Raw genomic sequence first — 5,646 nt, forward strand, 5'->3', positions numbered from 1 at the left:
CTCCCGATACTCCTCCTCGGCGGTGGAATCGAAGACGACGCCGCCGCCGACATTGTAGACGGCCTCGCCGTCGGCAAAGAGCGAGATGGTGCGGATCGCCACCGAAAAACGCATCCTGCCGCCAGGCGCGATCCAGCCGATGGCGCCGCAATAGACGTCGCGCGGCGCATCTTCCAGCTCATGCAGGATTTCCATGGCGCGGATCTTCGGCGCGCCGGTGATCGAGCCACAGGGAAAGAGCGCGGCGAAGACCTGGCGGATGCCGATACCGGGCAGAAGCTTCGCCCGCACCCGGCTCACCATCTGATGCACCGTCGGGTAGGTCTCGATGCGGAACAGTTCCGGCACGTCCAGCGTGCCGACTTCGCTGATCAGCGAGATGTCGTTGCGCAGCAAATCGACGATCATCCGGTTCTCGGCCTGGTTCTTTTCGTCGTTTCGCAGGAAGGCCTTCAGCCGCGCGTCTTCGGCCTTGGTCGCGCCGCGCGGCGCGGTGCCCTTCATCGGGTGCGTCTCGATCATGCCGTCGGCATCGATCTCGAAGAACAATTCGGGCGAGCGCGAGAGCACGATCGGATCGCCGAGCGAGACCAGCGCGCCGTATTTGACCGGCTGGCGTTCCGTCAGCGCGTCGAAGGCAGCAAGCGGATCGCCGGACCATTGCGCACGGACCGGGAAGGTGAGGTTGCCCTGGTAGCAGTCGCCCTTGCGGATGTGGTTGTGAAGGCGCGCGAAGCGGCCGGCATAGTCCTCGGCCGACCAGGTTGCCCTGGCGTCGAAGATCGGGCCGTTGCTGGCGGAGGCCAGCATTTGCGGCACCGGGTGGTCGACCGGCGCATCGAAGACGCCAAGGCAGACCAAGGGCGCGCGGCGGCCTTCGGGCAGCAGCGGCACCAGCTTCGGCTCGAGCAGGTAACCGGCTTCGTAGGAGAAATAGCCGGCCAGCCATTTGCCGGCATCGGAAGCAGCCTGGGCCCTTTCAAGCGCGGGGGTGAACTCTTCCGCATCGTTGGCGGCGATGATCTCGCGCGGTTGGTCGAAGACCAACTGACGAGCGGTCGCGTCGTTGCGGAAAATGGCTGCGGGCAAGGACATGAGCCTCGAATGCGGAGAATTCAGTCGACCGCTCTATATGGGGGTTCGGCGTGGCGCAATCGAGGGAACGGCGTCGGGCGGCGCAAAGGCGTCCGGTTGGCGAGGAAGTTGTTGGCCAACCGATTTTGCAGGGGATTGGCGCAAACGCGCGAACTTCGTCATCCACGGGCAGAGCGGAAGCGAAGCGGACGCGCAGACCCGAGGATCCATTCCGTGACCTTGCGCGAAGAGCAAGGCGGTGCAGAACGAAGACCTTTCTGCACCGCTGCAACGCTTGTAGGTAACGGAATGGATCCTATGGTCTGCGCTGCGTCGCTTCGCTCCTCGCTACGCCATAGGATGACGAATTGACGGATGTCTGGCTAACCTCCGATGCTGAGACGCCGGCGAGATGTTCAAGTGTTATTTGCGGTGCCAGCCGTCGGAAACTGCCTGGCGAACTCGGCCTCGTCGCCGGCGGCCAGCAATTTCGCCTGCTCGATCCATTTTTCGCGCGCGATGCGGCCGTCGAAATTGAGCACCTCCTCGACGCGCTTGACCTCGGCGTCGGTCCAGGCGGCGATCTGGGCATAGGTGGTGACGCCTAGGCCCTTGAGCAGTCTTTCGTTGACCGGGCCGATGCCGATGAGGCGGCGCAGATTGTCTGCCTTGCCGGCCGCGGCCTGCGGCGCGGCGGCTTTCCTGGCCGCGGGCGCCGCCGCCTTCTTGGGCGCGGCGGCTTTGGCTGCAGTCTTCGTTGCCGCTGGCTTCTTCGCGGCGGCCGACTTCGTCGGAGCGGCCTTTGCCGCCGATGTCGCGGTCGCGGGGGTCGACATCAGCGCCGTCGGCGCCGGCGTGGCGGCCTTGTCGGCGCCGGTCTTGGCGGAAGGCCCGTCGCGCAGCCGGCTTTCGAGATCGGCGCGCGCGCGGCCGCAGGCATCGAGCTCGCCTTTCAGCCGATCGCTGTCGGCGCGCAGCCTGTCGCGCTCGCTTCGCGTGCGGTCGAGATCGCCACGCAGGCTGTCGAGCTCGCCGCGCAGGCGGCCCCAGATGAACCAGCCAACCAGGATACCCACAACGAACGCCAGGAGCATGTAGAAGAAAGTGCTCATTTCCCTCTCCAGTCCGATCTGTCGGCCGAGGCCCGGGAGGCGAGCGCACGCCAAGGATCGTCAAAGGTTCCGTGGTTGGCGGAACCGCCGGCTTCAATCGAGCCATCGGCGTTCGGCCTTGTCCGGGGCCGACGGCCATCATCGCATTCGCCGTGGCGCCGCGACCGGCCATCTCGGGCCTGCGCGATGCGTCCGGCTGAGCTTGAAGCCGGACGCTATCATATGGCTTGTCGAAAGCTAGTTGAAAAATGCGCCGGAGAATTATTCAAGAACAGCTATTTAGGGCAAGAATAGATTCTTGCTAATATGCGTATCGGCTAAATTATTGCGACCGATCTGCGCGCCGTTGCTGTCGTCAACTGTCGAGCGCCTCCAACTCGTCGATCAGCGAACCGATCACGCCAAGGCCGATCTGCCAGAAAGCGGGATCGGTGGCGTCCAGGCCAAAGGGCGCCAGAAGCTCGGAGTGATGCTTCGTGCCGCCGGCGCGCAGCATCTCGAAATACTTCTCCTGAAAGCCGCGCTCGGCGTTCTGGTAGACGGCGTAGAGCGAGTTCACCAGGCAATCGCCGAAGGCATAGGCGTAGACGTAGAAAGGCGAGTGGATGAAATGCGGGATGTAGGTCCAGAAGACCTCATAGCCCTCACGCAGCTTGATTGCCGGTCCCAGGCTCTCGGCCTGCACCTCCAGCCAGAATTCGCCGAGCCTGTCCGAGGTCAGTTCTCCGTTCTTTCGCTCGGCATGCACCTTGCGCTCGAATTCGTAGAAGGCGATCTGGCGCACGACGGTGTTGATCATGTCCTCGACCTTCTGGGCGAGCATGGCCTTGCGCTCGCGTTTGTCTCCGGTCTGCTCGAGCAGCGAGCGGAAGGTCAGCATCTCGCCGAAGACGGAGGCGGTCTCGGCCAGCGTCAGCGGCGTCGAGGCCATCAGCGCGCCTTGGCCGGCGGCCAACACCTGGTGCACGCCATGGCCGAGTTCATGCGCCAGCGTCATCACATCGCGCGGCTTGCCCATGTAGTTGAGCAGCACGTAAGGATGCGCCGACGGCACCGTGGGATGGGCGAAGGCGCCGGGCGACTTACCCGGCCTGACCGGCGCGTCGATCCATCTGCGATCGAAAAAGCCGCGGGCGATTTCGGCCATGTCCGGCGAGAAGCGCTGGTAGGCGGAGAGCACCGTGTCCCTGGCGTCGTCCCAGCTGATCACCGCCTGCGGCGTCTCCGGCAGCGGCGCGTTGCGGTCCCAGTGGTTCATCACCTCCATGCCGAGCCAGCGCGCCTTCATCGCGTAATAGCGATGCGACAGCCGCGGATAGGCCTCGCGCACGGCCGCCGCCAGCGCGTCGACCACCTCGCGCTCGACGCGGTTGGCGAGGTGGCGCGAGTCGGCGATGTCCTGGAAGCCGCGCCAGCGGTCGGAGATTTCCTTGTCCTTGGCCAAAGTATTGGTGATGAGGGTGAAGGTGCGCAGGTTCTTGCGGAACGTGGCGGCGAGCGCCTCGGAGGCGCGGCGGCGAACCTCGCCATTGGCATCCTGCAACCGGTTGAGCGCCGGCTCCAGCGTCAGTTCCTCGCCGTCGACGTCGAAGCGCAGGTCGGTCATCGTCTCGTCGAACAGGCGGTTCCAGGCGCCGCGTCCGGTCACCGACTTTTCGTGGAACAGCTGCTCGACACGGTCCTCGAGCTGGTAGGGCTTGTCCTTCCTGAGGTCGAGCACCCAGGGCCGGTAGTGGCCGAAGGCCTTGTCGGCGGCCAAAGCGCTCTCGATCGCCGCGTCGTCGATCAGGTTGAGCTCGAGCGCGAAGAACAGAAGATGCGCGCTGGCATCCGTCATCTTCTCCTGGACGTCGCCATAGAGCTTGGCGCGCTGCGGATCGGCGGTGTTGCCGGCGTAGACGAGGCCGGCATAGGAGACGATGCGGCCGATCAGCTCCTCGAGCGCCTCATAGGTTTGCAGCGCCTCGCCCAGCCGGCCGGCGCCGCCGCGCCCGGCTTCCGCGGCCAGCGTGCCTTTCCAGCGGGTCTCGAAGGCGACGGCGTCGCTGGCCGCCTTGGCGATGTCGCGCTTCAACTCGGGCGCTTCCATGCCGGAATAGAGATCGGCGAGATTCCATTCAGGCAGGTCGCCAAGCCCCGCAGCACCCTGGCCGGACGCTGGCGCCGCAAGCCGCCGACCAAACATCATGCGCATCAACGATACCTTCCAGAATCAAAAGGAAAAAGAAGCCGGTCAAATCCTAAGGAATTCGTTCACCGGGTTTTTTGAAACCTTATTTAGAACCCTGTGCCAAGATGATCCATGGGGATTTCCAAGGCGGGCAGCCAACATAGTCATGACAGGTTCCATACTCATAGTCGATGACGATCCGGTGCAGCGCAGGCTGGTCGAGGCCGCGTTGATCAAGTTCGGCCACAGCGCGATCGTCACGGATAGCGGCGAGGCCGGCCTCGACGTGCTCGACGGGCCGAACGCGCGCGAAGTCTCGGTCGTCATCCTCGACCTCGTCATGCCCGGCCTCGACGGCATCGGCGTGCTGAAGGCGATGCGCGAGCGCGCCATCGACGTTCCCGTCATCGTCCAGACGGCGCAGGGCGGCATCGAAACGGTCGTTTCAGCGATGCGGCACGGCGCCTTCGATTTCGTCGTCAAGCCGGCGTCGCCCGACAGACTGCAGACCGCGATCTCCAACGCGCTCAAGGTGGAAGCCGTCGAGGACGAGATGAAGCGCGCCTCGCGGCGACGCGGCGGCGGCCATCTCACCTTCAAGGACATGATCACGCGCAGCCCGGCGATGGACCGGGTGATACGCCTCGGGCAGAAAGCAGCGGCCTCCAACATCCCGATCCTGATCGAAGGCGAGTCCGGCGTCGGCAAGGAGCTGGTGGCGCGCGCCATCCAGGGCAGCGGCGACCGCCGCTCGAAGCCCTTCGTCACCGTCAATTGCGGCGCCATCCCGGATAATCTCGTCGAATCGATCCTGTTCGGCCATGAGAAGGGCTCCTTCACCGGCGCAACGGAGAAGCACACCGGCAAATTCGTCGAGGCGAATTCCGGCACGCTGTTCCTCGACGAAATCGGCGATCTGCCGCTCGACGTCCAGGTCAAGCTCTTGCGCGCCGTGCAGGAAGGCGAGGTCGATCCGGTCGGCGGCCGCTCGACCGTCAAGGTCGATATCCGCCTGATCTCGGCCACGCACCGCAACCTTCTGCAGCAGGTCAAGGACGGCAAGTTCCGCGAGGACCTGTTCTACCGGCTGAACGTCTACCCGATCTTCGTGCCGCCGCTGCGCGACCGCCGCGACGACATTCCCTATCTTGTCCGCCATTTCATGGAAAAGGTCGCTCCGACCGATCCGCGCCGCCGCCTTGCGGGCATATCGGCCGCGGCGCTTGCGATGCTGCAGGCCTATGACTGGCCGGGCAACATCCGCCAGCTGGAGAATGCGGTCTTCCGGGC

General features: G+C 64.8%; 4 protein-coding genes. 1 reads left to right on the forward strand and 3 read right to left on the reverse strand.

Features of this window, described 5'->3' with window-relative positions; all coding sequences use genetic code 11:
* The 3 genes from EOD07_RS19980 to EOD07_RS19990 all read right to left on the reverse strand — a co-directional run.
* On the reverse strand, nucleotides 1-1,095 hold a 1,095-nt coding region (locus tag EOD07_RS19980; protein ID WP_127236692.1), incomplete at its 3' end, for an aminodeoxychorismate synthase component I.
* A 395-nt stretch (nucleotides 1,096-1,490) separates the two neighbouring features.
* The gene (locus tag EOD07_RS19985; protein ID WP_127236693.1) at nucleotides 1,491-2,186 is read right to left on the reverse strand and encodes a proton-conducting membrane transporter; all 696 of its coding nucleotides are present in this window, start codon (nucleotides 2,184-2,186) and stop codon (nucleotides 1,491-1,493) included.
* 355 nt (nucleotides 2,187-2,541) lie between these two features.
* Nucleotides 2,542-4,380, reverse strand: coding sequence for a M3 family oligoendopeptidase (locus EOD07_RS19990; protein ID WP_073988130.1), 1,839 nt, complete (start codon nucleotides 4,378-4,380; stop codon nucleotides 2,542-2,544).
* Nucleotides 4,381-4,522: 142 nt separating this feature from the next.
* Between EOD07_RS19990 and EOD07_RS19995 the strand changes: the two genes are divergently transcribed.
* Nucleotides 4,523-5,646: sigma-54 dependent transcriptional regulator (locus EOD07_RS19995; RefSeq protein WP_164772370.1), on the forward strand; the 1,124-nt coding region annotated here is incomplete at its 3' end.

Source organism: Mesorhizobium sp. M2C.T.Ca.TU.002.02.1.1 (assembly GCF_003997225.1).

Bases quoted from the DNA above. Each gene is read 5' to 3' on its own strand.
- EOD07_RS19985 (WP_127236693.1), bottom strand. From the start codon at position 2,186: ATGAGCACTTTCTTCTACATGCTCCTGGCGTTCGTTGTGGGTATCCTG.
- EOD07_RS19990 (WP_073988130.1), bottom strand. From the start codon at position 4,380: ATGCGCATGATGTTTGGTCGGCGGCTTGCGGCGCCAGCGTCCGGCCAG.